This window comes from Tomitella gaofuii (assembly GCF_014126825.1).
Taxonomy (GTDB): domain Bacteria; phylum Actinomycetota; class Actinomycetes; order Mycobacteriales; family Mycobacteriaceae; genus Tomitella; species Tomitella gaofuii.
This window is the reverse complement of record NZ_CP059900.1, coordinates 2960025-2984596: the sequence shown is the minus strand read 5'-3', so window position 1 is coordinate 2984596 and position 24572 is coordinate 2960025. Positions and strand designations below refer to the sequence as shown.

Genomic DNA, 24572 nt, shown 5'->3' with positions numbered 1-24572 from the left:
TGCACCGCGGCGATGCCGCACCTCACCACGGGGTGCGGCATCGCCGCTTTTCGTGCCGGCGGCCGGTGGGCCCGCGGCGCGGGGAGTCGGCGGAATCCGGTCCGTGATCCGGCGGGCAGGGGCTCAGCCGAGCAGGTCGTGCGGCCGCGCCGCCGGGTCCAGCAGCGACAGTCTCAGGTCGGCGCGGGCGCGGAGCCATCCGGACGCTCGGTAGCGGGGGTCCCCGGTGTAGTCGAGAAGCCCGTCGAGGATCGCCAGGATGCGTTGCGGACCGATGCTGTCCCCCATGGCCAGTGGGCCCAGCGGGTAGCCGAGCCCCAGGCGTGCGCCCTGGTCGATGTCGTCCGGGTTGGCGAGCCCCTTCTCCGCCGCCATCGACGCGACGTTCACCATGGACGCCGCGATCCGCTGCGCCACCGGGGCGGGGCCGTCCGCGGTGACGGTGATCGCGCAGCCGAGCGACGCGAGCGCGCGCACCGCCCGGCGCCCGGCGTCCCGGTCGACGGTGAACGGGGCGATCACCGCGAGCCGGGCCCGATGGACGCCGCCGTCGCCACCGACGTTGTGCTCGCCCGTGAGCAACGGGACGCCGAGCGGATCGACGCCGAGGGTGCGGCGCGGATCCAGGCCGTGCTCGATCGCGGCGAGGTAGGCGGGGCGGCCCAACGGCTGGACGACCGACACCGCGGAATCCGAGGGGCCGTCGGAGACTGTCACGCCCCGCGCGCGCAGCAGATCGGCAAGCGGGCCTCCGCCGACGATGTGCAATGCGACGGCGGACGGTTCGGGTGCGGCGGCGTGTTCGGCCGGCACCTGCGGTACCCCGTCGGCGTAGCGGTAGAACCCCTCGCCGCTCTTGCGGCCGAGCAGGCCGGCGGAAACACGCACCTGGGTGCTTCCGGCCGGGCGGAGCCGCTCGTCGCCGTAGAAGCCCTTCCAGATGCTCTCCAGCACGGGGTGGGACACATCGAGCCCGGAGAGATCCATGAGCTCGAAAGGGCCCATCTTCAGGTAAAGCATGTCGCGGACGATCCGGTCGATGTCCGCGGCGTCGGCGACGTCCTCGTCGAGCACGGCGAGCGCCTCCGTCGGCAGGCCGCGCCCGAGAAGGTTGACGAGGAAGCCGGGGCTGTCCTTGGCCTGCACAGGCGTGTGGCCGGTGTGCTCGACGAAGGCGCGTGCGGCGGCCAGCACGTCGGGGGAGGTGCGCGTGCCCGGAACGACCTCGACGATCTTCATCAGCGGCACCGGGTTGAAGAAGTGCAGTCCGATCACGCGCGACGGGTCGGCGACGACGGATGCGATCGCGGTGATCGACAACGACGACGTGTTGGAGGCGAGGACCGCCCGGGGCAGGGCACCGGACAACGTGGCGAACAGGCGCTGTTTGACGTCGAGACGTTCGACCACGGCCTCCACGACCAGGTCTACGTCCTCGGAGGGTGCGGTGGGGTCCGTTCCGGTACGGATCCGGCCGATGGCGGCTTCGGCCTCGGCCGCGGTGGTCAGGCCCTTCGCGGCGGCACGGTGCAGCATGCGGGACACGAACGCCACGCCATCGTCGACGGCGGTGGAGGACACGTCGGTGAGCTCCACGATGCACCCGGCTCCGGCGGCGAGCTGCGTGATCCCGCGGCCCATCGTGCCGGCGCCGACTACTCGGATACGGGGGAATGGGGGCATCCGCACGCTTCCTCTCATCGCGGTCGCAGCGACGGCCGTGGTCGCCTTGTGGACACAGTATCGGCACGGGCGCACGCTGCGGTGCCCGGACACCCGGCGATGCGGTCCGTCGATGAGGAGAGCGCGGTAGGGGAGGGGAGGGGGCGCTGCGGGCGGGCGGACTCCTTCGGCCCCGCACCTCCGGCATGCGCAACGAGGGGGGCCCCGGATCGCTGTGCGATCCGGGGCCCGCCCCGTCGTGTCGTGGCCGCAGGGGGTCAGCCGCGGTGGCCGATGCCCTGGTCCTGCTCCTGGCGTTCGCGGAGCATGTCGAGCTGACGCTCTTCGCCTTCGTGCTCGGCGTCGTCGAGCGCCCGCGCCTCGTCCTCCGGGTCGGCGGTGAGCCAGCCGCCGCGTGCCGGGCGGCCGGCCGCGCCGAGCTTGTTGAGCTTCTTCGGCAGCTGAGCGCCCTGGTACTCGAGCGGGATCGGGTGGCCGTGCTCGTCGACAGGCCCGAGCGGCTGGTGCACCTCGATGTACTCGCCGTGGGGCAGCCGTTTGATGTGGCCGGTCTCGATGCCGTGGTCGAGCACCTCACGGTCGCTGCGCTGCAGCGCCAGGCAGAACCGGTAGGTCACGAAGTAGACGATCGGGGGCAGTGCCACCGCGCCGATACGGCCGATCCACGTGGTCGCGTTCAGCGAGATGTCGAAGTTCAGCGCGATCACGTCGTTCATGCCCGAGAACATGAGCACCAGGTAGAACGCGAGCGACATCGTGCCGAGCGAGGTGCGGACCGGGGCGTCGCGCGGACGCTGCAGCAGGTTGTGGTGCTGGGTGTCCTTGGTGAGCTTCGCTTCGATCCACGGGTAGGTGAACAGCAGCGCGAACACCACGCCGAGGACCACCGCGACCCAGACCACTGCCGGCACCGTGTACGGCCCGAGGTACAGCTCCCAGTCCGGGAATATTCGGGCCAGACCCTCGGTGAACAGCATGTACATGTCCGGCTGCGAACCTGCCGAGATGTGCGACGCGTTGTACGGGCCCAGGTTCCAGATGGCGTTGATCTGGAAGACGCCGCCCATGATGGCCAGAATGCCGAAGGTGACCGCGAAGAAGCCACCCGACTTCAACGCGAACACGGGCAGGATGCGGACGCCGACGACGTTGTTCTCGGTGCGGCCGGCGCCGGGCCACTGGGTGTGCTTCTGGTACCAGACGAGCGCCAGGTGCGCGCCGATGAGCGCGAGCAGGATGCCCGGGATCAAAAGGATGTGCAGCACGTACATGCGCGGCACGATGATGGTGCCGGGCCAGTCGCCGCCGAACACCGCCCAGTGCAGCCAGGTGCCGATGACCGGCAGGCCCAGGATGATGCCGGAGGTGATGCGCAGGCCGGTGCCGGAGAGAAGGTCGTCCGGCAGGCCGTAGCCGAAGAAGCCCTCGGCGATCGACAGCAGCAGCATGACGCAGCCGATGACCCAGTTGGCCTCGCGCGGCTTGCGGAATGCGCCGGTGAAGAAGATGCGGCACAGGTGCACGATGATCGACGCGACGAACATCAGCGCGGCCCAGTGGTGGATCTGACGGGCGAACAGGCCGCCGCGCACCTCGAACGAGATGTTCAGGGCCGACTCGTACGCCTTGGACATCTCGATGCCGCGCAGCGGCTGGTAGACGCCGTTGTAGGTGGTCTCGGCCATCGACGGGTCGAAGAACAGCGACAGGTAGATGCCCGAGATCAGCAGGACGATGAAGCTGTAGAGGGCGATCTCGCCGAGAAGGAACGACCAGTGGGTGGGGAAGACCTTGTTGATCTGTCGGCGCATGCCGGCGGAAAGCCGGTAGCGCTCGTCCATGTTGTTCGCCGCCTTGGCGAGGTGTGCGTTGCTCATGACCTACGCTCCCAGAATGCCGGGCCCAGGGGCTCGATGAAGTCACCGTTGGCGACGAGGTAACCGTCCTCATCGATGGTGATGGGCAGCTGCGGCAGCGCGCGCGCCGCCGGCCCGAAGATCGGCTTGCACCATTGCAGGGCGTCGAACTGCGACTGGTGGCAGGGGCAGAGGATCCGGTTGGTCTGCTGCTCGTAGAGCGAGGTCGGGCAGCCCAGGTGGGTGCAGATCTTCGAGTAGGCGAAGTAGTCGCCGTAGTTGAAGTTCACCTGGCCCTTGCGCTTGATCACCTTGGCGGTGTCCTCGGTGCGCAGGCGGATGAGCATCACGGGGTTGCGGCTGCCGCGCATGGCGTTGAGCAGCTTCTCCTCGGACGGATGCCCGGGCGAGTCGACGAGGTCCGATTCGCGGAACGGGAAGACCGTCTCCATGCCGCCGGCCTCGAGGTCGGCGAGTCGGATCTTCTCGACCACGTGCGGGTCGCCGACGTCGCGGCGCAGGAAGATCTTCTCGCCTTCGAAGTGCGGGGTCCAGCCGCTGGTGTGCAGCGTCCCGTCCCCGAGGTTGGTCATCGGGTGCTTCTTCCACGGGTTCTTGATGAGCCCGCCGAGCGGAAGGATGGCCATGATGCCCACCGCCACGGCTCCGAAGCCGAGGGTGCCCTTGAGCATCTTGCGGCGAGCCAGGCCCGTGGCCTCGTAGGAGTCCTGCAGCTGCGCGGACATCGTCTGACGGTCGACCTCGGGGGAAGGGCCGTCATGACGCTGCTGGATCGAGACCTCTTCGGGGATGAGCTTCTTGGTGAAGTGCACCGCGCCGATACCGACGGCGAGGATGGCGATGCCCATCGTGGCGCCGATGAGGGGCGTGTACAGGCTGTACATGAACTCGCCCTCGTCGCCGACGCCCTTGTACTGCCACGGCCACCAGATGTAGATGCCGAAGAACGCCGCAGCGGCGAGGCCGGCGATGATGAACCACATGGCCACGGTGCGTTCGGCGCGCTTCTCGGCCTTGGTGCCGGGGATGGGGAAGCGCTTGCGGTGGTAGGCGACGTCGACGCCGTCGAGGTTGGTGCCGAGCTTGACCAGCTCGTCCTGGCTCATCTGTGCCAGTTCCTCGTCCGTGTAGTCGCGATTGGTGTCGTCGTTGCTCATGAACGGGCTCCGATCCACAGCGCGGCGCCGACGGCGGCGACGATGCCGACCGCCCAGATCACGCCTGCCTCGGCCGCGGGGCCGAATCCGCCGAGCGCGAGGCCGCCGGGCTCGTGCGCCTCGGTGGCACCCTTGACGTAGGCGATGATGTCCTTCTTCTCGTCCGGCGTGAGCTGCCGGTCGGAGAACTTGGGCATGTTCTCCGGGCCGGTCAACATGGCCGTGTAGATCTGCGCCTCGGGCACGTTGTTGAGGTCCGGCGCGTGCTTGCCGGACGAGAGCGTGCCGCCCTGGCCGGTGAAGTTGTGGCAGGACGCGCAGTTCTGGCGGAACAGGTCGCCGCCGACTGCGGCGTCGGACGCGCGCAGCATGTCCTCACCGCGGCCGGAGCCGCGCAGCGAGTCGCTGGCGACCTCGCCGTCGGCGTTGCGCGGGACGGTGGGGCCGCCGCCGTGCGCCTGCACGAACGCGCCGAGGGCGTCGATCTGCTGCTCGGAGTACTCGACCTTCTTGCGCGGCATCTGCGCGCCCAGCTGCGAAGCCGGCATGCGGCCGCTGGCGACCTGGAAGTACACCGAGGCTTCGCCCACGCCGATGAGGCTGGGGCCGCGGCCGTCGACGCCCTGCAGGTTGGCGCCGTGGCAGGTGATGCAGGACTGGTCGTAGAGCTGCTCGCCTTCGCGCACCAGCGCAGTCTGCTCCTCGTTCGCAGTCGCGACCTGCGGGGTGGGCGTCAGCACCGCGGCGAGCAGCCCGGCGCCGGACAGCCCGCCGAGCAGCAAGGCGCCGCCCGTCGCGCGGCGGCGGATCTTGCGGCGGCGCTTGGCGCGGGCCGGGTCCGGTGCCTGTGTGTCATCACCGGGCTCACCGGCGACAGGTGGGGGAGATGATTTCATCGGTATCCCTTTTGTGTATCGCGGGACGGACTGAACATCGCCTTGCGGTGTTCGTTCCCGACCGGTTGCGGGTCAAGCGCTATCGGATGATGTAGATCGTGAGGAACAGTCCGATCCAGACGATGTCGACGAAGTGCCAGTAGTACGAGACGACGATCGACGCGGTGGCCTGGGCCGGCGTGAACTTGCTCATCTTCGTGCGGGCGATGAGGAAGAGGAACGCGATCAGACCACCGATGACGTGCAGGCCGTGGAAGCCGGTGGTGATGTAGAAGACCGAGCCGTAGGAACTGCTGGCGAGCGTGGTGCCGTGCGCGACCATCTCCCGGAACTCGTTCGCCTGGCCGATGACGAAGATCAGGCCCATGATGAACGAGATGAAGTACCAGCGTCGCAGGCCGAACACGTCGCCCCGCTCGGCGGCGAAGACGCCCATCTGGCACGTGAACGACGACGCCACGAGGATGATGGTGAAGACCAGGGCATACGGCAGGTTCAGTTCCGTGGGCTCCGGCGGCCACCCGCCCGTCGCCTGGGCGCGCGCGACGAAGTACATCGCGAACAGGCCGGCGAAGAACATGAGCTCGCTCGAGAGCCAGACGACTGTCCCCACGCTGACCATGTTGGGTCGGTTCAGCGAGTGCACCCGTTGGCTGATGGCGGATCCTGATGTCCCTACTGCGCTCGTCACAGATGGAAGTATGACCCCTCGTAGTAACTTCTGCCCAATCGGGTCCGAAATTGCCTCTCGGCAATAATTCCCGGGCATGGTGACCTGCGGTTTCGGTACCGTCGTGGGAGCGGGACGGTGTGTCTCGGGGTGTCAAGCGGGAAGTCCCCCGGCGCTGCGGCGCCGGTCGCGCCGCGTGTTCGAGGACGCCGCGCCCGCCGCGCTGCGGGGGCCGGCAGGGTGCGCGGCGATGCCGGCGGACGGCCGGCGACGACGAAGGAGGGCGACGGATGTCGAATCGGAGCGGCGTGCGGGGCTGGTGGCGCAGACGGTTCGGCGGCACCCGCGGAGGACCCGCCCCGGATCCGGCCGATCCGGGGCTGAAGGTGGTGGCGTCGTCGGAGGACGAGGTGGAAGCGTGCAGCGCCATCCTCGAGCGCGCCGCGTCGACGGACCCGGCCTGGGACGGCGGTGCGCCCGCGGTGTCGCGTCATCTGCTTCTGGTCCCCGAGGGGGCGGCGGAGCAGATCGTGGCCATCGGGGCGCAGACCGGCTATGCGGAGTTCGCGGGCGGGCTTGCAGCGGCCGGCGCGTTTCCGTCCGGCGGCGGCGACGATCGCAGAGCCGTGCGACTGGTGCGGGTCGAAAGGCTCGACGCGCTGCACCTGGCGCAGGAGCGCGCGCGGATGGCGGGGCTGGCGCAGCGGTTCGGTGGCACGGTACTGGGATGGGACGCGCTGCAGTAACCGGGCGGACCGCCGGACCTGCCGCGGACCGCGTGCCGATAGGCTGGTCCTCGCGGGCGCGCGCAGGACCCTGGAGCCAAGACCAGCGCGCAGCCCGCATCGTCGCTGGACATGTGGAGCCCAGGGCGTCCGTTCGGATCCGGAAGGCCGGTCCCGGCCGGTGCCCCGGGGAGATCACCGCCGGACGCGCAGCGGCTGCAGGCGTACGTGGGAACTCGGATGAGGCGGGTGGAGATGGATCGGGACGCACAGGTGGCCGCAACGGCTCCGGAGCAGCGCTCGTGGCCCGGCATCCTGGGCCGCGTGGTGGACGGCGCCGAACTCGACGCCGGTGACACCCGGTGGGCCATCGACGAGATCTTCGGCGACAACGCGACGCCCGCGCAGATCGCCGCATTGGGCGTGGCGCTGAAGATGAAGGGGCCCACCCCCGGCGAGCTCCGCGGGCTGGCCGACGGGATGCTCGCGCACGCGCGTCTCGTCGACGGTGCCCGCGACGGCATCGACATCGTCGGCACCGGCGGCGACCGCGCCAACACGGTGAACATCTCCACGATGGCGTCGATCGTCGTCGCGGCGGCCGGGGCTCCGGTGGTCAAGCACGGAAACCGGGCGGCGTCCTCCAAATCGGGCGGCGCGGACGTGCTCGAGGCACTGGGGGTGACCATCGCCCTGGGGCCGGAGGGCGTCGCGCGGTGCATCCGCGACGCGGGCATCGGCTTCTGCTTCGCCTCTCTGTACCACCCGGCGCTGCGCTTTGCGGGCCTGCCGCGGCGGCAGATCGGGATTCCGACCGTCTTCAACGTCCTCGGCCCGCTCACGAATCCGGGCCGCCCGCGGTCGGGACTCATCGGCTGCGCATTCCCCGATCTCATCGAGACGGTGGCCGGGGTGTTCGCCGAACGCGGCCAGTCCGCACTGGTGGTGCGTGGCGACGACGGGCTCGACGAGCTCACCACCTCGACCACCTCCACCGTCTATCTCGTGGAGGATGGAACGGTGTCCAAGCAGACGCTGGACCCGCGCGAGCTCGGTGTGGAGAGGGTGTCGCTCGACCTGCTCCGCGGTGGTGACGCCGAGGAGAATGCGGATGTGGCGCGCGCGGTGTTCGCCGGCCAGCCGGGGCCGGTGCGGGACGCGGTGCTGCTCAACTCGGCAGCCGCGCTCGCCGCGTTCCACGGCGGTCCGGGAACAGCGACCGAGAGGATCGCGGCGCACTACCCGACGGCCGCGCAGACCGTCGATTCCGGGGCCGCGGCGGCACTGCTCGCGCGGTGGGTCGACGTCAGCGGGCGTGCGGCGGCCGACGAGGACTCGTCCGCCTCCTAGCCGAGCACACCCGGCCGGGGCCACGTCCTCGTACCGGCCATGGCTGCTGCGTGAACCCGGCTGCTGCGTGAACCCGGCTGCAGCCTCACTCGCCGATCGAGAACGCCTCTTCGACGTCGGCGCTCGAGTATGAGCGGAATGCGATGTGCGTGGTGGTGCGGACGATGCCGGTGATCTTGTTGATCCGGCCGGTCACCACGTCCGCGACGGCCTCGTGATCGCGCACCTGGACCACGGCGACGATGTCGACGTCGCCCGCGCACGAGTAGACGGACTCGACGCCGGGGATGTCCGCAATGGCCTGTGCGGCCTCGGGGATCGTGGCGGGTTCCACGGCGGCCAGGACGATTGCGGTGATCATCGTTGCTCGACTCCTCTTGGTCTGTGCGGCTCGTCGCCATTGTCCCCTGTACGTCTCCGGCGGCGGGGGTCACCCCGCGTAGTCCGCCGCGGCGCGGCCCTCGCGGGCCAGCTGCGCCCAGTCGGCCCACCGCCCCGCACCGCGGATCGGTGTGCCGAACCCGCCGCTGGAGCGGACGATGCGTGAGCCGGGGCGGTCTATCCAGCGCGCCACGATCGACACCTCGCCGCCGGTGGCGCCGCGCAGCGGGCCGGGTCCGGGCAGGACGGTCTCGGCCGCGGCGGTCAGGGCGTCGACGACGGGCATGGGGGCGGCTCCCCGGGGCGCGCATCCGGCCGCGGCCAGGCGTCCCGACCGGACGACGGCGAACTGCCACCCCCCGGAGCCGTCCGGTCTGGCGACGACCACCTCGTCGAGCGCGGCCAGCGCCCGGAGTCGCTGGCTGCGCGCCAGCGCGGACACCAGCGCATGCAGCCCGTCACGTCTGCGTGCGGCGGATTCGAACAGGCACGACGCCGACAGCTCGGCGATGCGCAGCCTCGCGGACTCCAGCGGCGCGTCGTCGAGGCCGCGGATGAGGGCGCGCACCGGTGCGAGGCGCGCGGCGTACTCGTCGCGTGTCTCCCCGCGCCGACCCGCCGCGTCGCCGTCCGGGCCCCCGGCGCGCCGGGGGGCCGCGGGGCATCCGCCGACCGCACCCAGCGTGCTGCAGTCGGCTCCGTGCACCCCCGCCGCGGGGATGCGGTGGGTGCACGTGCGGATGCCGCAGGCTTCCGCGAGCGCCGCGGCGGCCTCTGCGGCGGCGCCCCGGCTGCGGAACGGGCCGAGCGAATCCGGACCGCAGCGACGGCGCACGACGGAGCGTGGGAACGGCTCGTCGGAGAGGTCCACCCACCAGCTGCGCGAGGGCTGCTTGGATGCGCGGTTGTAGGGCGGCTCGTGCGCGGCGATCAGTCGCAGCTCGCGGACCTCCGCCTCGAGACCGTGCGCGCACACCACGTGGTCGATGCGGACGGCGAGCGCCACCATCTCCTTCATGCGGGCGCGCTTCTCCGATCCGGTGAAGTAGGTCCGCACGCGGCGATGCAGATCCACCGCGGTGCCGACGTAGAGCACCTCGTCGGACGGGCCGCGGAACAGATAGACGCCCGGCGCGTGCGGAAGCGGGTCGGCCAGGTGGCGTTTTGTCTTCTGGGCCCTGCTCACCGGCGACATGTGCGCGAGCAGATCCGGGAAGGTGTGCACCCCCTCGCTACCGGCGCGGCCCAGCAGGCCGTGCAGCACATCGACCGTGGCGCGGGCATCGTCGAGGGCACGGTGGGTGGGCGGGGTACTGACGTCGAAGAACCGTGCGAGTGCGGAGAGTTTGGCTGACGGCGCCTCGTCGCGGCCGAGTACCCGTCGCGCCAGACGCACCGTGCACAGCACCGGGAACTGCGGCCATGCCGTCTCGGTGGCCGCGGCGGCCGCTTTGAGGAACCCGACGTCGAACTGCGCGTTGTGCGCCACCAGGACGGCGCCGCGCGCGAACTCCAGGAATGAGGGCAGCACCGCGGACATCGTCGGTGCGCCGGCGACCATCGCATCCGAGATGCCGGTGAGCCGCGTGATGAACGGCGGGATGGCGCGGCCGGGGTCGACGAGCGTGGCGAACTCGCCCAGCAGCTCGCCGCCGCGGACCTTCACGGCGCCGATCTCCGTCACCGCGTCCGTGCCGGTGCGTCCTCCCGTCGTCTCCAGGTCGACGACGACGAACGTGGTCGCGCTGAGCGCGGCGTCCATACGGTCCAGCCGCAGCTGTTCACCCGTCGCACCACGGGTGGTCGTCGCTGGGTCCGTCACGGCGACCAGAATAGGCGCGACCTCCGACAGGCGGTCGATCCCGACGTATGGGACGGAAAGCGACGAGCGTCACATCGGGCCGGTCCAGCGGCCGGGTCGGCGCCGCCGCAACGCTCCGCCATGCTCGTGGGTACGGTTCGACGGTGACGCTGAGCTGGGGGTTCGCGCCGTAATGCCGCGCGGGCGAGATTGCGCGGCGCCGCCGGCGCGACCGTCGTCCGGGTGAACGATCGAGCCGTTCAGGGGAGCCCGCGGGCCCGGATCGGAGAATCGCCGCCGCGGCGGCTGGACACAAAAGGTATCCGTTTCGTAATCTTTCCGAGACCTTGCGATGCAACGCCGTGCCGCCCGGCGCGGGGCGCAGGTCACCGCCTAATCGATGCAGGGCATCGAATCGGGGACCCACTCGAGTTCTGGGGTGAATCCGCAGCGTGTGCAAGCACGTTCGCGGTAGGGCAGTCTTCCTAGCCCGAACCCGTCAGCTAACCCGGTCGGCGGTAGAAGGAAGAAACGGAGACACCTGGGCTGTGGCCAAACACAGGTTGAAGAAGCAGAGCGCGCTGGGCACCACCGCGCGCAGCGCCCTCGCCGTCGGCGCCGTCTCGGCCGGTACGATCGGACTCGCCGCAGCGCCGGCCGCCGCGGACACGGTCACCGTGCAGGGCGTCGGGACGTTCGACGTTCCCGAAGGCGTCACGCTCCCCGATATCCCGACGACCGACGCGATGCTGTCGCAGGCGCCGGGCGGGTTCACGCTTCCGGCGGGCATCGATCTGCCGGACATCCTCGTCGACCGCGGCGTCAGCGACTCGCTGGGCGACTCCTCCACGGGCGACTCCCTCGGCTCGACGCAGGGCAGCGTCGGTGCTCGCGCGCTCGCCGCCGCGGAGAGCAAGGTCGGATCGCCCTACGTCTGGGGTGCCAACGGGCCCAACGCGTTCGACTGCTCCGGGCTGATCCAGTGGTCCTATGCGCAGGCCGGCGTGCAGCTTCCGCGCACCACCTATGACCAGGCGACCGCAGGGCATGCCGTGTCGCTCAGCAACCTGCAGCCCGGCGACATCGTCATCTACAGCGGCGGCGGTCACGCGGCCCTGTACGTGGGCGACGGTCAGATCGTGCACGCGACCACGTCGGGCGTCCCCGTGAAGTACGCGGACCTCAACGTCATGAATGCCGTGAGTGCACGCCGCATCTGACGTACGCCCCCATGGGGTTGGACAGTCGTCGGCGGATTTCGTAGCCTGTTCGCGACCGTGCCGCGCGGCGTCCCGATCACGACATGCAGTCGGATCCGTCTGATCCGCGCGGCTCCGCCGCCCGGCGCGGAAGATCACGCATCGATCCTGGGGCCGCGCCGGGAGGCCGGGGGTCGCATCTGATGACCGGCCGTGCTCCGCGGCCGGGTGAACCGGACGGGGGGTAGCGCGCGCGGTGGTCTTCCAACACAACAGGCCGACGGTGCGCGGATCGGTCACGGCGCTCGCCGTGGCGGTGGTCTGCGGGTCCATCGTCGGCCAGGCCGGCGCCGAACCGCAGGCGGATCCCGCCGTGCCGGTCGTCGACGCGCAGCCCGTGCCGGATGCTCCAGCGGCGGACCGTGCGCGCCGCGAGGCGCCCGACCCCGCCGCGGCGTTCGCGGTGCCGCCCGCTCCCACGGACCCTGCGGCGGCTGTCGATCAGATCATCACGCTGTCCCACGAGGCCGAGCGTGCCAATCAGGCGGTGCTCGCGCAGCAGCAGAAGGTCGACGCGGCGGTGGCCGACCAGCAGGCGGCCGAGGCCCGCAGGGATGCGGCGCAGGCCGCGGTGGATGCGGCGCAGGCCGCGGTGGAGCGGTACCGCGACACCGCGGACCGGGTCGCCGCCGCCAATTACCAAGGCGTGCAGGTGAACAAGCTGTACGCGTTGATGCTGAGCAAGTCGCCGCAGCAACTGCTGGATCAGATGTCGGTTCTCGACCAGATCACCTTCGAGACCGAGAGGCGGCTCGCCGCGTACAAGTCTGCCGAAGCCGAAGCGCGTGCGGCCCGTGCGGACTCGGCGAAGGCGGCCGACCAGGCCGCGCAGGCCACAGCGGCAGCCCAGGACGCGCAAGCCCGACTGCGTGACAAGCAGGACGCGCTCCAGGGCCGGATCAACGAAGTGCGCCGACTGTACGGGCAGATGACGGGCGCCGCCCGCGCGCAGCTCGCAGGGGCGCTCATCCCGGCCGGATTCGACATCGCCGGGATCGTCGGCGCGGGGCCGGAATTCGCGGCATTGCAGGTGGCGCTGACCCGCATCGGCGACCCCTACGTCTGGGGCGCCACCGGTCCGCACCAGTTCGACTGCTCCGGCCTTGTCCAATGGGCCTACGCCCAGGTCGGCATCGACGTCCCGCGCACCAGCCAGCAGCAGGCGCGGGGAGGCACTCCCGTGGATCCGGCGGACATGCGGCCGGGGGACGTGGTCACCTTCTACGACGACGTGTCACACGTGGGAATCTACGCAGGCAACGGGATGATGGTGCACGCCTCCACCTTCGGGGTGCCTGTCAAGGTGCAGGCCGTCGACTCGTTCCCGATCCACAACGTCCGGCGCTACTAGGCCGCCATGTCCGGCACCACGAGGACACACGAGCCCGGCACGAACCGGGCGGACAAGTCCGGCGCGGCCGGAGCGGTGAGCGCCCGTCTCGCGAAGGCCGCGGTGGCCCTGTCCGCTGCGGCGATCGTGCTCCTCGGCGGCTGCGCCCCCGGCGATGGACAGCAAGCGGCGGGCGGCACTGCTGCGACCTCGGAGCGGCTCTCACCCTTTCAGAAGGAGCGGCACGACGGCGTCGACGCGCTCCTGGCCTCGTGGGCGACCGCGCTGCGGAACGACGATGAGGACGCACTCCGCGGGCTGATCGACGCGCAGGCGGCGCCCGGGTTCCTCGAGTCGCAACTGGAACTGGCGCGCAATCTGGCCTCCGTCGACTTCGCGGACTTCGGATTCCACATCGGCGACGACCCGGAAGTGTTCGTCCCCGCGTCGATAGCCGAACGGCTCGGCGCGATCGACTCGTGGGGGCCGCCGGTATACCTGGATTTCCGACTCGAGGGCGTCGACGAGGCGATGATCCACACGCCCGTCGGCCTGATCGCGGCGCGGCACGGGGATCGCTGGACACTCGTGAGCACGCGGGAACTTCAGGGCGGGACCCACGCCACCCTGCCCGCCGGCCCGTGGGAGTACGGACCTGTCACGCAGACCCCGGTCCACATCGACGGGGCGGGCGCGTCGCTGGTCCTGAGCCATCCCGCGGACGGCGCGGAAGCAGATCGGGTGCGGGAGATGTTGCCGGGCGCCGTCGCCGCAGTATCCGACTTCTGGGGCACGCACTGGGACCGCACCATGGTCGTGGAGATCGCCGACAGCGCCGACGAGTTCTCCGGCCTCACGGGCAACCCGGCGGACAGGACCGACGTGGCGGCGGCGACCATCTCGCTCGATTCCGACACGCCGGGGCACGGCCAGCGCATCGTCTTCGCGCCCGGGGCCCTCAGCCGGATGCCCGCCGGCGACGCGCACATGGTGTTGCAGCACGAGCTCGCGCACGCGGCGGTGCGCACGGACGTGGGGCGCGGCGCGCCCACATGGCTGCTCGAGGGGACCGCCGACTACGTCGCGCAGCGGCCGGTGGGCGGAGCGTCGGCCCCGGCCTCGCTGCCGCTCGTCGCCGCGATGGTCTCCGCACACGGGGCGCCCGACGAGCTGCCGCAGAACAAGGACTTCACCGGGGCGAACGCCGCGCTCGCCTACGAGCTTGCGCGCTCGGCGGCCGACTACATCGTCGCCACCTACGGGGAGGACGGCCTGCGCGCGGTGCACCAGGCCCTCGGTGTGGGCGGACTCGACCCCGCCGCGCAGGACGCGGCGCTGAACAAGGCCATCGGCGTCGACATGAACGAGTTCGCCGGAGGCTGGTCCCGGTGGCTGGGCGGCAAGTTCGGCTGACCCCGCGGGGGACGGCGCGGGGCGGATCGGCCGGACCGGCCGGTACCGCATACGGTGTGACCATGCACAGGACGTTGCTGGTGACCAACGATTTTCCGCCCCGGGCGGGCGGTATCCAGTCCTACCTGCACACGTTCGCTTCCCAACTCCCACCCGAGTCCCTTGTGGTGTACGCGCCGCGGTGGCGGGGCGATTCGCACGTGCGCTTCGATGCGCAGCAGCCGTTCGAGGTGGTGCGACACCCCACCACGCTGATGCTGCCCACCCCGTCCGTCGCCCGGCGTGCGCGGCAGCTGATCCGGTCGCACGACTGCCGCACCGTGTGGTTCGGCGCGGCAGCGCCGCTGGCACTGCTGGGGCCCGCCATGCGGCGGGCGGGCGCCGAACGGATCGTCGCGAGCACGCACGGCCACGAGGTGGGCTGGTCGATGCTGCCCGGCGCGCGGCAGTCGTTGCGCCGGATCGGTGACGACGCCGACGTCATCACCTACGTGAGCCGCTACACCCGCGGCCGGTTCGCCGCGGCCTTCGGCCCGAATGCCGCGCTGGAACACCTGCCGCCCGGCGTGGACAGCGACGGGTTCCGCCCCGACCCGGCCGCGCGCACCGCGCTGCGACGTCGTTACCGGCTGGGGGAACGGCCCGTCATCGTGTGTCTGTCCAGGCTGGTGCCGCGCAAGGGGCAGGACATGCTCATCCGCGCGTTGCCCCGCATCCGGGCGAGGGTCAGCGGCGCGACGCTCCTCATCGTCGGCGGCGGACCGTCCGCGGACACGCTGCACGCGTTGGCACGGCGGATGGACGTGGAGGACCATGTGGTGTTCACCGGATCCGTGCCGGGCGGCGAGCTGGTGGCGCACCACAACGTGGCGGACGTCTTCGCGATGCCGTGCCGCACGCGCGGCGCGGGGCTGGACGTGGAGGGCCTGGGCATCGTCTTCCTGGAGGCGTCCGCGTGCGGCGTGCCGGTGGTGGCCGGCGACTCGGGCGGAGCCCCGGAGACCGTGCTCGACGGTGAGACCGGGCGGGTGGTCGACGGGCGCGACGTCGAGGAGATCGCCGGCGCGGTCGCGGGGGTGCTCGAGGACCCCGATCGGGCCGCTCGGATGGGGGCCGCCGGGCGCGAATGGGTGCGCGAGAACTGGCGCTGGGACGTGCTTGCGGGGCGCCTGCGCGAATTGCTGTGAACGGCCCGCCCGGCACGGGCCGGATCAGGCCGGCCGCCCGCGGGGCGGCCGGCCTGCGCGTCACTTCGCGTAGATCGCCTCGATCTCGCCGGCGTACGACGCCGCAACCACATTGCGCTTGAGCTTCATGGTGGGGGTGATCTCGCCGGTCTCCTCCGAGAAGTCCTTCGGCAGGATCCGGAACTTCTTGATCGACTCCGCGTGCGAGACTGTGCGGTTGGCGGCCTTGACCGCCCCATCGATCTCCGCCACCAGGTCGGGGTCCGCCGTCAGGTCTGCCACGGTGGCGTCGCCCGGCTTGCCGTTGCGTTCCTTCCAAGCGGGCCACGCGTCCTCGTCGACCGTGACGAGTACCGCGATGAACGGTTTCTGGTCGCCCACCACCATGGCCTGGCTGATCAACGGGTGGCTGCGCAGGCTGTCCTCGAGCCCCGCGGGGGCGACGTTCTTGCCGCCGGCGGTGACGATGATCTCCTTCTTGCGGCCCGTGATGGACAGGTAGCCGTCGGCGTCGAGCGAGCCCAGGTCGCCGGTGTGGAACCAGCCGTCCTCGAGCGACTCGGCGGTGGCGGCTTCGTTGCGCCAGTAGCCGTCGAATACGACGGGACCACTCACCAGGATCTCGCCGTCCTCGGCGATGCGCGCCGAATTGCCGGGCAGCGGGCGTCCGACGGTGCCCACCTTGATGTGGTCGACGGTGTTCACGGCGACGGCGGCCGTGGTCTCGGTGAGCCCGTAGCCCTCGTAGATGGTCACGCCGATGCCGCGGAAGAAGTGGCCCAGCCGGGCGCCCAGCGGTGCGCCGCCGGAGATCGCGATCTCGCACTCGCCGCCGAGCGCCGCGCGCAGTTTGGAGTACACGAGCTTGTCGAACAGCGTGTGCTGCGCCTGCAGAAGCAGCCCCGGGCCGCCGTCGGACTGCGCCATACTCCAGGCCACCGCCACCTCGTCGGCCCGGTCGAAGATCCGGCCCTTGAGAGGGCTGTCGTCGTGCGCGCTCTGCCGGGCGGTGTTGTAGACCTTCTCGAACACGCGGGGCACCGAGAGGATGAAGTTGGGCTTGAACTCCCCGAACGTGGGCACCAGCGTGGGGATGTCGGAGAAGTGGCCCAGCGTGACCTTGCTCTGGAACGCGGCGATGCTGATCGCGTGCGCGAGGACGTGCGCCATCGGCAGGAACATCAACGAGCGGCGTCCCCTGCGCAGCTCGGTGTGGAACGCGGCGATGGCGCCGTGCGACTCGGCCAGGAGGTTGCGGTGCGTCAGCCTGCAGCCCTTGGGGCGGCCGGTGGTGCCGGAGGTGTAGATGAGCACGGCGGGGCTGTCCGCGGTGAGTCCGCGGACGCGGTCGTCGATGACGGTGTCCGCAACGTCCCTGCCGCGCTCGGCGAGGCCCGCGACGGCGCCGTCCGGGGTGTCGCCGCCGGGATCGATCTGGAACACCGCGCTCAGCGCCGGCGCCGCGTCTCGGATCGGCGCGACGGTCGCGGTGTGCTCGTCGTGTTCGACGATGAGGATCTTGGCCTGCGAGTCCTCGAGGATCCATTCCACCTGGCCGGTGGACGAGGTCTCGTACACGGGGACGGTCGTGGCCCCGGCGGCCCAGATCGCGTAATCGAGCAGAGACCATTCGTAGCGTGTGGCCGACATGAGTGCCACGCGGTCGCCTGCTTCCACGCCGGAGGCGACGAGCCCCTTGGCGGCTGCACGCACCTGTCCCGCGAAGTCGTCGGCGCGCACCGGGGTCCACCTGCCGTCGACGAGCCGGTCGAACACCGCCAATGCGGGGTCGGTGGCGGCGAAGTCGAAGACCGCGTCGACGGCCGAGGCGTCATCGGCGACGGTGAACGTCGCTGGAGTCGTGAATTCTTGCACCTGAGGTCCTCCCGAGCGCTGGAGAGCGCCGTGCGTGACGGATTCGCAGTGCCGGGCTCCGCAATGCTGAAGGCCGATCCGCGCGCGACGAACTCCTTGCCGAACAATCTGGGCCGAGCTGTATGGGGCCGTTGACCCCGCGTGGCCGGCCGGGCCGGGGCCGACCACGGACGGACCGGACTCCTGACCCGACGGTCACCTTTCCTTCAGGCAGCTTAACCCGTGGGCCTCTCAGGCGGTGCGGTGTCCACGGGCAGCGGCGCGGACTTCCGGCCGCACGGGGGCCTGGGCCGTGCGGTGCAGCCCCGTGCGCGGGGGCGATGTGTGACCGTTCACCGTGTTGTGTGATGCTCGTTCCGTGACAGGTATCCAGGTCGCGGATCAGGGCTTCATCGCCGCTCCGGCGCACGAGGTGGCCGCCTCGGTGCGCAATGCGCGCAGTTGGCGGCGCTGGTGGCCGGATCTGCGGCTGCGGATCAGGGAGGACCGCGGCGACAAGGGCGTCCGTTGGGCGGTGTCCGGGCCGCTCGAGGGCACGATGGAAGTGTGGCTCGAGCCGGTGCTCGACGGCGTGGTGATCCACTACTTCCTGCACGCGGAGCCGGTGGATCCGTCCGCATCCGCGGGCGGACACGCGGCGGAGAACAGACGGCGCAGGGTGGACGGCAAGGCGATGGTGTTCGAGGTCAAGTCGGTCCTGGAGGCAGGAAGGGCAGCGGGGGAGCCGCCGCGGCATCGCGCGGCGGGGTAGATTCCAGCCGGATCGGCCGCACCCGGGGCCGCGGTCCGGGGGCTGCGGGCGGTGTTTCCGGGCCGCCCGCGGGGCCCGGCCTGCACCCGCGGGGCCGCGGCAGCGGTGCCGATGGAGAGGAAGCAAATCTGACGATGGCAGACAGTACGAGCGGTGCGATCACCGTGGCGGAGTCTCCGGACGTGGTGATGGCGACCATCGCCGACCTCGCGGCCTATCCGGAGTGGGTATCGGCGGTCACCTCCGTCGAAGTCCTGGAGACGGGGGCGGACGGGCGCATCCGGACGGCCAGGTTCGTCATGGACGCGGGGATGGTCAAGGACACGTACGTGCTGGCCTATGACTGGGCCGCCGACGGGATGTCGGTGCGTTGGGAGCTCGTCGAGGGGCAACTGCAGAAGTCGCAGCACGGCTCGTACTCGCTGGCCCGTCGCGACGGCGGTACCGAAGTTGTCTACCAGCTTGCCGTCGACCTGCACATCCCGATGATCGGCCTGCTCAAGCGCAAGGCGGAGAAGGTCATCATCAACACGGCGCTGGGCGAGCTGAAGAAGCGGGTGGAGGCCTGAGCGAGCAGGACGTCGCGGGGACCCGGCTGCGCTTCGTGGTCGGGAAAGGCGGCGTGGGCAAGTCGACGATCGCCTCCGCGTCGGCGGTGGCGGCGGCGCGAGCGGGGGAGCGCGTTCTCCTCGTCTCGTTGGACGAGGCCCATTCTCTGCGGGACGTGTTCGGCGCCGACAGCACCGACAGCGCCGGTGTGACCGGCGTCGTGGGGCCCGGCTCGTTGGAGCTCCGCGAGGTGGACACCCTGGCCCTCGCGGCCGACAGGTGGGGCGCGCTGACCGGATCGGTTCTGGGCCCCCGGATCGCGGAGACGGCGGGCGAGCTGCTGCCGGAGGAGCTCACCACCGTCCCCGGCGTCCAGGAGTTCCTGGGCATGGCCGAGGTGGCGGACCTGGCCGGCAGCGGCCGCTGGGACCGGGTGGTGATCGACTGCCCGCCCACGGGGGCGGCGCTGCGCATGCTCGAGGTTCCCACGGCCCTGTCGGCGTACTTGGAGAGGCTCTGGCCGCGGCACCGTCGACTGGGGCGCATCCCCTCGTCCGCACGCATGCTCGCGGCGGTGGGGGCCGCCGAGCAGCTCGAGTCGTCGGTCTCGCGCATCGGGGCGCTCGTGGGCGACGGCGCGCGCAGCGCGGTGACGGTGGTCACCGCGCCCGGGCGCGTCGCGGCCGCGGAGACCCGCCGCGTGCTCACGGCGTTGGGGCTCGCGGGGCCGCCGGTGCATTCGGTGGTGGTCAATCGTTCCCGCGGTGTGGACGGGGCGGAGGCGGAGGTCTACGACGGCCTGCGCGTGGTGCGGGTACCGGAGGTCGAGGACGAGCCGGTCGGTGTGGCGGCGCTCGTCCGGCTCTCCGCGGCGCTCGGCCGTGCAGCGGGTCCAGCCGCGGCGACGGCGTCGTCCGTGCGGGATTCCGCGCCCGCAACGAGCGTGTGCCTCGAATCCGGGGCCGGCCTCGATTCCGTGTACACGCTGTCGGTGCGGTTGCCGTTCGCGGACGAGGTGCAGGCGGGGAGGGTCGGCGACGACCTGGTCCTCACCGTGGACTGCGTGCGCCGCCGCGTGCCGTTGGCGCCGGTGTTGCGCCGGTGCACCGTGCAGGACGCGGCACTGGGCGAGGGCGCCCTGCGCATCCGTTTCCGGCCGGATCCGGAGGTGTGGCCGCTGTGAACGCATCCGGAAACGGCCCGCACGACCACGGGGATCACGGCGGCGCGCAGATCAGCGACGAGGTGCGTGAGGCGCTCGCGGGGTTCCTCGCGGCGGTCACCCCGCTGGTCGCACAGCTCGCCCCGGGACCCGCCGCTCCGGAGTCGTCGTGCACCTGGTGCCCGCTCTGCGCGCTCGTCGCCCTGTCGAAGGGGCAACAGCATCCGCTGTTGACGGCGCTCGGCACGCAGGGGGTGGCCCTGCTCACCGCGCTGCGGGACCTGCTCGCCGACTCGGTCCGCGACCACGCCGAAGCCGGTGTCGGCGGAGAAACCGCCTCGGGACCCGGTGGCGCCGCGGCCGCCGGTGCCGATGGAGGGCGCGACGCCACTGCGGACCGGTCGTCCGGCGGGCCCGCGCGGGACGGCACCGCCGATACGGGCGGCCGGGCGGAGCCGCCGGCGCCCCGCGCCCCGCGGTTCGAGCCGATCACGGTCACGGTGGACGATCCCGGCGACGGGGATCCGCCATGACGGAACCCGACCGCGAGGCGGGCACCGGAGCGGGCCCGGCCATCGGCATCGACGTCGGCGGGACGAATCTGCGCGCGGCGGTCGTCGACGCGGCCGGGGCCGCGGTGGAGGTGGTCTCGGCGGTCACGCCCGCGGAGCCCGACGCGCTCGATGGGGCGCTCGTGGAGGTGATCGGCGAGCTGGCCGGCAGGCATGAGGTGTCCGCGGTGGGGCTCGCCGTGGCGGGTTTCGTCTCCCGCGACCGGCAGGTGGTCCGGTTCGCGCCCCACCTGCCCTGGCGGGACGCCGCCGTCCCGGCACGGATCGCGGACCGGGTGGGGCTGCCGGTGGTACTGGAGCACGACGCGAACTCGGCCGCCTGGGGTGAGGCGTGCTTCGGCCCGGCGGGGGCGGGGGAGAACGTCGCCGTCGTGGCGATCGGTACGGGGATCGGTGCCGCACTGCTCGTGGACGGGGCGCTGTACCGGGGTTCCAACGGCGTGGCCCCAGAGCTCGGGCATCTGCCGGTGGTCCCCGGCGGCCGCCCGTGCGCGTGCGGCAAGTCGGGGTGCTTCGAGCGGTACTGCAGCGGAACTGCGCTCGCGGCCACCGCGGCGGAACTGCTCGCCGCGCACCCGGGCCGCCCGTCGATGCTCGCGCGTGCCGACGTGGGGGTGACGGGCGCGGCGGTGGCCGATGCCGCGGCGGCCGGCGATGCGGTGGCCCTCGAGGCGATGGCGGACTTCGCGCACTGGCTCGGTGTGGGGCTGTCCATCGTGGCGGACGTGTTCGACCCGGATCTGATCGTCGTCGCGGGCGGTGTCGCCTCGTCGGCGCCCTTGTTCCTGGACGACGCGCGCCGCGCGTATGCGGGGCTCGTCACCGGGGCGGGGCACAGGCGGTTGGCCCGTATCCGACGCAGCGAGCTCGGTGTCGCGGCGGCGATGATCGGTGCCGCGGAGCTGGCGCGCCGGGAGGCGGCCGCGGCGGAGGCGGCCCGGAACGCCGGCGGACCGGCCGTGGATCCGTGATGTGGCGCACAATGGGGGCGTCGGCAGGCGTCGTCCGTCGCACGTCGGCGGGCGCCGGGGTGAATGGAGTGCGGCGGTGCCTCTGTGGTGACGTGCACCGCAGCTCGGTAGAGTACCCGGGGGCCGTCGAGGTCGGGCGATCAGGCAAACGGAGGAGTGGGGTATGTGGTATTGGCTGTTCAAGCAGATCTTGATCGGTCCACTACTGCGCGTCCTCGGACGCCCCCGCATCGAGGGCCTGGAGAACATCCCCGTGGACGGCCCCGCGATTCTGGCGAGCAACCACCTGGCGGTCGTGGATTCGCTGTACCTGCCGCTGATGGTGCCGCGCAGGATCACCTTCCTCGCCAAGAGCGAGTACTTCACCACTCCCGGGCTCAAGGGGCGCATCAACAGGTTCTTCTACTCGGCCTCCGGCCAGGTGCCCATCGATCGGCGGGGCGGTGAGGCCGCGCAGGCCGCGCTGCGCACCGCCAGCCGCGTGCTGGAGGAGGGCAACCTCCTGGGGTTGTACCCGGAGGGCACGCGTTCCCCGGACGGGCGGCTGTACAAGGGCAAGACGGGGATCGCGCGCATGGCGCTCGAGTGCGGGGTGCCGGTGATTCCGGTGGCCATGATGGGCACCAACGTCATGAACCCCATCGGTTCGAAGAGCTACCGGCCCACCAAGATCACGGTCCGGGTCGGCGAGCCGCTGGACTTCAGCCGCTACGAGGGGCTGGAGGGCAGCAGGTTCATCGAGCGCGCCGTGACGGACGAGATCATGTACGCGCTGATGAACCTCTCCGAGCAGGAGTACGTCGACATCTACGCCGCCAGCCTCAAGGACGGCGGCCCGGCGAAGGCGGGGGCCGTCGCGGCGCGTGATGCGGCGCGGGAGGCCGCCCTGCAGCCCCGCATCCCCGACACCGAGGCGAGCTGACCGGAATCCCGGGCGGCGTGGCCCGCCACTATTGTGGGCGGGTGCGCTACTTCTACGACTGCGAGTTCATCGAAGACGGCTCCACCATCGATCTGGTGTCGATCGGGGTCGTCGCGGAGGACGGGCGCGAGTTCTACGCGGTGTCCACGGAGTTCGACCCGTCACGCGCCGGCCGGTGGGTGCGGGCCAACGTCCTGGACAAACTTCCGTCTCCGTCGTCGCAGGCGTACCGCTCGCGCGGCCGCATCCGGGACGACCTCGCCGATTTCCTGTTGGAAGGGCGCGATCCGCGGCGCGTCCGGCCCGGGGAGATCGAGCTTTGGGCGTGGGTGGGGGCGTACGACCACGTGGTGCTGTGCCAGCTGTGGGGCGACATGACCGCCCTGCCCCGGTACATGCCGCGCTTCACCCGCGAGCTCAAGCAGCGCTGGCAGGAGTGCGGAAGCCCGGCGTTGCCGCCCGCGCCCGGCGATGCTCACGACGCGCTGGCCGACGCCAGGCACAACCTGGCCAAGTACCGCGCCATCGACGCGGCCCTCGCCGGCGGGCGACAGGGCGGTCCGGCGTCGGTGGGGCGGGCGGCGGGAGCATCTTAGGACCTCGCATGCGCCCGGGTCCCGCCGCCGCATAGGCTGGTGGGGTGAACTGGACTGTCGACGTGCCCATCGACCTGTTGCCCGATCTTCCCCCGCTGCCGCAGAGCATGCGGGAGCAACTGGACGCGGCGCTGGCCAAGCCCGCCGCGCAGCAGCCCGGGTGGGACCCGGACCACGCGCGGGCCATGCGCACCGTGCTGGAGTCGGTGCCGCCGATCACGGTGCCCGCCGAGGTGCAATCGTTGCAGGACAAGCTCGCGGAGGTGGCCCGCGGCGAGGCGTTTCTGCTGCAGGGCGGCGACTGCGCGGAGACCTTCGCGGACAACACGGAGCCGCACATCAGGGGCAACATCCGCACGCTGCTGCAGATGGCCGTGGTGCTCACCTACGGCGCAAGCATGCCGGTGGTGAAGATCGCGCGGGTGGCCGGCCAGTACGCCAAGCCCCGGTCGGCCAATACGGACGCGCTGGGCCTGCTGTCCTACCGCGGCGACATGGTCAACGGGTTCGCTCCGGACGCCGCGGCGCGCGTCCACGATCCGTCCCGCCTGGTGCGCGCCTACGCCAACGCGGCGGCCGCGATGAACCTGGTGCGCTCGGTGACGAGCTCGGGGATGGCGGACCTGCGCAAGGTGCACGACTGGAACCAGGAGTTCGTCCGGACCTCGCCGGCGGGCGCGCGGTACGAGGCCCTCGCCGGGGAGATCGACCGCGGTCTGCGTTTCATGGACGCCTGCCGCGTCACTGATCCGGCGCTGTACAGCTCGGACATCTACGCCAGCCACGAGGCGCTCGTCCTCGATTACGAACGCGCGATGCTGCGGCTGGACACGGAGACCGCCGACCAGCCCCGGCTCTACGACCTGTCCGCGCACTTCCTGTGGATCGGTGAGCGCACGCGCGGCCTCGACGACGCGCACATCGCCTTCGCCGAGTTGCTGTCGAATCCCATCGGGGTGAAGATCGGGCCCGGCACCACACCGGAGATGGCGGCCGAGTACGTCGAGCGGCTGGACCCGGACAACATGCCCGGCCGCCTCACGCTCGTCTCGCGCATGAGCAACGCCAAGGTGCGCGATGTCCTCCCGGCGATCGTAGAGAAGGTCGAATCCACCGGCCACCAGGTGATCTGGCAGTGCGACCCGATGCACGGGAACACCCACGAGTCGTCCACCGGATACAAGACCCGCGATTTCGATCGGATCGTGGACGAGGTGCAGGGCTTCTTCGAGGTGCACAACCGGCTGGGGACGCACCCGGGAGGCATCCACATCGAGCTGACCGGCGAGGACGTCACCGAGTGCCTGGGTGGCGCGCAGGCGATCTCCGACATGGACCTGGGCGGCCGCTACGAGACGGCCTGCGATCCGCGCCTGAACACCCAGCAATCGCTGGAGCTGGCCTTCCTGGTGGCGGAGATGCTGCGCGGCTGACCGGCCGGGCCG

The 24572-nt window shown here is 71.3% G+C and carries 22 protein-coding genes and 1 riboswitch; of the genes, 14 read left to right on the top strand and 8 right to left on the bottom strand.

Annotation, left to right across the window (positions count from 1 at the left end; translation table 11 throughout):
* Positions 1-123 precede the first annotated feature (123 nt).
* From H4F70_RS13775 to ctaE, 5 genes are all read right to left on the bottom strand, one after another.
* Complete coding sequence (locus tag H4F70_RS13775; RefSeq protein WP_220471708.1) at positions 124-1683, bottom strand: 3-hydroxyacyl-CoA dehydrogenase NAD-binding domain-containing protein; 1560 nt, start codon at positions 1681-1683, stop codon at positions 124-126.
* Between the two features lie 257 nt (positions 1684-1940).
* A complete protein-coding gene (qcrB, locus tag H4F70_RS13770) occupies positions 1941-3560 on the bottom strand; it encodes a cytochrome bc1 complex cytochrome b subunit (protein WP_182357584.1) in 1620 nt (539 codons plus the stop codon).
* Positions 3557-4717, bottom strand: coding sequence for a cytochrome bc1 complex Rieske iron-sulfur subunit (gene qcrA / locus H4F70_RS13765; RefSeq protein WP_182346936.1), 1161 nt, complete (start codon positions 4715-4717; stop codon positions 3557-3559). The genes qcrB and qcrA overlap by 4 nt, the downstream gene beginning before the upstream one ends.
* Positions 4714-5613: a cytochrome bc1 complex diheme cytochrome c subunit gene (gene qcrC, locus H4F70_RS13760; RefSeq protein ID WP_182346937.1), complete on the bottom strand. Its 900-nt coding sequence runs from the start codon at positions 5611-5613 to the stop codon at positions 4714-4716. The genes qcrA and qcrC overlap by 4 nt, the downstream gene beginning before the upstream one ends.
* Positions 5614-5692: 79 nt before the next feature.
* Positions 5693-6304 carry an aa3-type cytochrome oxidase subunit III gene (ctaE, locus tag H4F70_RS13755; RefSeq protein WP_182346938.1) on the bottom strand — a complete coding sequence of 204 codons (612 nt, stop codon included), beginning with the start codon at positions 6302-6304 and terminating at the stop codon, positions 5693-5695.
* Between the two features lie 269 nt (positions 6305-6573).
* Here ctaE and H4F70_RS13750 point away from each other — a divergent pair, with 269 nt between their 5' ends.
* Both H4F70_RS13750 and trpD read left to right on the top strand, forming a co-directional pair.
* Positions 6574-7029: a hypothetical protein gene (locus H4F70_RS13750; RefSeq protein WP_182357583.1), complete on the top strand. Its 456-nt coding sequence runs from the start codon at positions 6574-6576 to the stop codon at positions 7027-7029.
* A 234-nt stretch (positions 7030-7263) separates the two neighbouring features.
* Positions 7264-8358 (top strand): anthranilate phosphoribosyltransferase, encoded by a 1095-nt coding sequence (trpD, locus tag H4F70_RS13745; RefSeq protein ID WP_182357582.1) that lies wholly within the window; start codon positions 7264-7266, stop codon positions 8356-8358.
* 85 nt (positions 8359-8443) lie between these two features.
* Here trpD and H4F70_RS13740 read toward each other — a convergent pair whose 3' ends face one another.
* Both H4F70_RS13740 and H4F70_RS13735 read right to left on the bottom strand, forming a co-directional pair.
* Positions 8444-8719: an Lrp/AsnC family transcriptional regulator gene (locus H4F70_RS13740; protein ID WP_182346941.1), complete on the bottom strand. Its 276-nt coding sequence runs from the start codon at positions 8717-8719 to the stop codon at positions 8444-8446.
* 69 nt (positions 8720-8788) lie between these two features.
* Complete coding sequence (locus H4F70_RS13735) at positions 8789-10561, bottom strand: DEDD exonuclease domain-containing protein (protein ID WP_182357581.1); 1773 nt, start codon at positions 10559-10561, stop codon at positions 8789-8791.
* Between the two features lie 359 nt (positions 10562-10920).
* Positions 10921-11073: riboswitch (cyclic di-AMP (ydaO/yuaA leader) on the top strand.
* Positions 11074-11088: 15 nt separating this feature from the next.
* On the opposite strand from H4F70_RS13735, the gene H4F70_RS13730 reads away from it, so the two are divergent.
* The 4 genes from H4F70_RS13730 to H4F70_RS13715 all read left to right on the top strand — a co-directional run bounded on the left by H4F70_RS13730 (position 11089) and on the right by H4F70_RS13715 (position 15729).
* Positions 11089-11760, top strand: coding sequence for a C40 family peptidase (locus H4F70_RS13730; protein WP_182357580.1), 672 nt, complete (start codon positions 11089-11091; stop codon positions 11758-11760).
* 262 nt (positions 11761-12022) lie between these two features.
* Complete coding sequence (locus H4F70_RS13725; protein WP_182357579.1) at positions 12023-13150, top strand: C40 family peptidase; 1128 nt, start codon at positions 12023-12025, stop codon at positions 13148-13150.
* A 6-nt stretch (positions 13151-13156) separates the two neighbouring features.
* Positions 13157-14542 carry a hypothetical protein gene (locus tag H4F70_RS13720; RefSeq protein WP_182357578.1) on the top strand — a complete coding sequence of 462 codons (1386 nt, stop codon included), beginning with the start codon at positions 13157-13159 and terminating at the stop codon, positions 14540-14542.
* Positions 14543-14604: 62 nt separating this feature from the next.
* On the top strand, positions 14605-15729 hold the full coding sequence (locus H4F70_RS13715) for a glycosyltransferase family 4 protein (protein WP_182346946.1): 1125 nt from the start codon (positions 14605-14607) through the stop codon (positions 15727-15729).
* 60 nt (positions 15730-15789) lie between these two features.
* Here H4F70_RS13715 and H4F70_RS13710 read toward each other — a convergent pair whose 3' ends face one another.
* Entirely contained in the window at positions 15790-17604 is a 1815-nt protein-coding gene (locus H4F70_RS13710) for an AMP-dependent synthetase/ligase (protein WP_182357577.1), read from the bottom strand.
* A gap of 358 nt (positions 17605-17962) precedes the next feature.
* On the opposite strand from H4F70_RS13710, the gene H4F70_RS13705 reads away from it, so the two are divergent.
* From H4F70_RS13705 to H4F70_RS13670, 8 genes are all read left to right on the top strand, one after another.
* A complete protein-coding gene (locus H4F70_RS13705) occupies positions 17963-18355 on the top strand; it encodes a polyketide cyclase / dehydrase and lipid transport (protein WP_182357576.1) in 393 nt (130 codons plus the stop codon).
* Positions 18356-18489: 134 nt separating this feature from the next.
* Positions 18490-18924: an SRPBCC family protein gene (locus H4F70_RS13700; RefSeq protein ID WP_182357575.1), complete on the top strand. Its 435-nt coding sequence runs from the start codon at positions 18490-18492 to the stop codon at positions 18922-18924.
* A 35-nt stretch (positions 18925-18959) separates the two neighbouring features.
* Positions 18960-20087: an ArsA family ATPase gene (locus tag H4F70_RS13695; protein ID WP_268968330.1), complete on the top strand. Its 1128-nt coding sequence runs from the start codon at positions 18960-18962 to the stop codon at positions 20085-20087.
* Positions 20084-20599, top strand: a complete 516-nt coding sequence (locus tag H4F70_RS13690) for a hypothetical protein (protein ID WP_182357573.1) — start codon at positions 20084-20086, stop codon at positions 20597-20599. Before H4F70_RS13695 ends, H4F70_RS13690 begins: the two co-directional genes overlap by 4 nt.
* Positions 20596-21609, top strand: coding sequence for an ROK family protein (locus H4F70_RS13685; protein ID WP_182357572.1), 1014 nt, complete (start codon positions 20596-20598; stop codon positions 21607-21609). The genes H4F70_RS13690 and H4F70_RS13685 overlap by 4 nt, the downstream gene beginning before the upstream one ends.
* A gap of 163 nt (positions 21610-21772) precedes the next feature.
* Positions 21773-22531, top strand: a complete 759-nt coding sequence (locus H4F70_RS13680) for a lysophospholipid acyltransferase family protein (protein WP_182357571.1) — start codon at positions 21773-21775, stop codon at positions 22529-22531.
* A 41-nt stretch (positions 22532-22572) separates the two neighbouring features.
* The gene (locus H4F70_RS13675; protein ID WP_182346954.1) at positions 22573-23127 is read left to right on the top strand and encodes a polyadenylate-specific 3'-exoribonuclease AS; all 555 of its coding nucleotides are present in this window, start codon (positions 22573-22575) and stop codon (positions 23125-23127) included.
* A gap of 44 nt (positions 23128-23171) precedes the next feature.
* Positions 23172-24560, top strand: a complete 1389-nt coding sequence (locus H4F70_RS13670) for a class II 3-deoxy-7-phosphoheptulonate synthase (protein WP_182346955.1) — start codon at positions 23172-23174, stop codon at positions 24558-24560.
* Positions 24561-24572: the final 12 nt, after the last annotated feature.

What these genes read in the sequence shown, in the direction of transcription:
- H4F70_RS13680 (WP_182357571.1), top strand. Translation starts at nt 21,773, where the DNA reads ATGTGGTATTGGCTGTTCAAGCAGATCTTGATCGGTCCACTACTGCGC.
- trpD (WP_182357582.1), top strand. Translation starts at nt 7,264, where the DNA reads ATGGATCGGGACGCACAGGTGGCCGCAACGGCTCCGGAGCAGCGCTCG.
- H4F70_RS13685 (WP_182357572.1), top strand. Translation starts at nt 20,596, where the DNA reads ATGACGGAACCCGACCGCGAGGCGGGCACCGGAGCGGGCCCGGCCATC.
- H4F70_RS13750 (WP_182357583.1), top strand. Translation starts at nt 6,574, where the DNA reads ATGTCGAATCGGAGCGGCGTGCGGGGCTGGTGGCGCAGACGGTTCGGC.
- H4F70_RS13700 (WP_182357575.1), top strand. Translation starts at nt 18,490, where the DNA reads ATGGCAGACAGTACGAGCGGTGCGATCACCGTGGCGGAGTCTCCGGAC.
- H4F70_RS13775 (WP_220471708.1), bottom strand. Translation starts at nt 1,683, where the DNA reads ATGCCCCCATTCCCCCGTATCCGAGTAGTCGGCGCCGGCACGATGGGC.
- qcrC (WP_182346937.1), bottom strand. Translation starts at nt 5,613, where the DNA reads ATGAAATCATCTCCCCCACCTGTCGCCGGTGAGCCCGGTGATGACACA.
- H4F70_RS13715 (WP_182346946.1), top strand. Translation starts at nt 14,605, where the DNA reads ATGCACAGGACGTTGCTGGTGACCAACGATTTTCCGCCCCGGGCGGGC.
- H4F70_RS13720 (WP_182357578.1), top strand. Translation starts at nt 13,157, where the DNA reads ATGTCCGGCACCACGAGGACACACGAGCCCGGCACGAACCGGGCGGAC.
- qcrA (WP_182346936.1), bottom strand. Translation starts at nt 4,717, where the DNA reads ATGAGCAACGACGACACCAATCGCGACTACACGGACGAGGAACTGGCA.
- qcrB (WP_182357584.1), bottom strand. Translation starts at nt 3,560, where the DNA reads ATGAGCAACGCACACCTCGCCAAGGCGGCGAACAACATGGACGAGCGC.
- H4F70_RS13740 (WP_182346941.1), bottom strand. Translation starts at nt 8,719, where the DNA reads ATGATCACCGCAATCGTCCTGGCCGCCGTGGAACCCGCCACGATCCCC.